Raw genomic sequence first — 1,090 nt, 5'->3', positions numbered from 1 at the left:
TAACGGTCTATTCAAGCCAAATATCTCTACCATGGTTGGTGACCTTTACAATGAAGGTGATAACCGTCGTGATGGCGCTTTCACTATCTTCTACATGGGTATCAACCTTGGTGCTTTACTAGCCGGCGTGGTTTCTGGATCTGTAACGAACTCATTTGGTTGGAAAGCAGGTTTCGTAGCAGCGGGCGTGGGTATGATAATCAGCCTTGTCATGCAAATGTCGCTTTCACAGTCTTGGCTTGGTGATATTGGCCGTGAGCCAGCCGCGAAACGCGACCTAAACAATAAGAACGCCAAAACAAAACAGCCTCTTACCAAAGAAGAAGTAGATCGCATTAAAGTTATCTTGGTGATGAGCCTGTTTACTATCGTATTCTGGGCTGGTTTCGAGCAAGCTGGCGGTCTGATGAACATTTACACTCAGCAGTACACCGATCGTATGATTGGCGGTTTTGAAGTACCTGCAGCTTGGTTCCAGTCACTAAACCCATTCTTTATCATTACGCTTGCGCCTGTCCTTGCGGTTCTATGGGTGAAACTAGGTAAACGTGAACCAAACTCACCAGCGAAATTTGCTTTAGCCATGTTCTTCTTGGCACTAGGCTTCCTATGCATGGTTGGTGCAGTAATGGAGCAAGGTGGTGATACTAACGTGAAAACATCCATGCTATGGCTAGTTGGCGCGTTCTTCTTCCATACTTTGGGCGAACTGTGTCTATCCCCTATTGGTCTGTCTCTTGTAACCAAACTGGCTCCGCTACGTCTTGCATCGTTGATGATGGGTGCATGGTTTGGTTGTAACGCTATTGCGAACTATGTCGCTGGTTACGTGGGTTCTCATGTGGGTGAACTTGGTGCAATGGCTATCTTTAGTGGCATCGCAGTAACTGCATTGATCAGTGGTGTGATTCTAATGTTATTCTCGAACACGCTTGTTCGTTGGATGCACGGTGCAGAAAACACTCACAGCACTGCAGAACAAATTGAAGAGCAACAAACACAAGTTGCTTAACATGGTTTCAAGTTACTAAAAAGGTTCGCAATCGCGACCCTTTTTAGTATTCATTCGGTGCAGAATACCAAAGCTCTA

1 protein-coding gene is annotated in these 1,090 nt (G+C 45.7%); it reads left to right on the top strand.

Annotated features, from left to right (window positions below):
• The coding region (locus tag R8N46_RS25325; protein ID WP_318189792.1) for a peptide MFS transporter at positions 1-1,012 on the top strand (1,012 nt) is incomplete at its 5' end.
• Positions 1,013-1,090: the final 78 nt, after the last annotated feature.

The sequence above is a fragment of the Vibrio sp. 1874 genome, assembly GCF_033344395.1.
Taxonomy (GTDB): Bacteria; Pseudomonadota; Gammaproteobacteria; order Enterobacterales; family Vibrionaceae; genus Vibrio; species Vibrio alginolyticus.
Note: the sequence above shows the minus strand (reverse complement) of the source record. Positions and strands in the feature narration are given on the sequence as shown.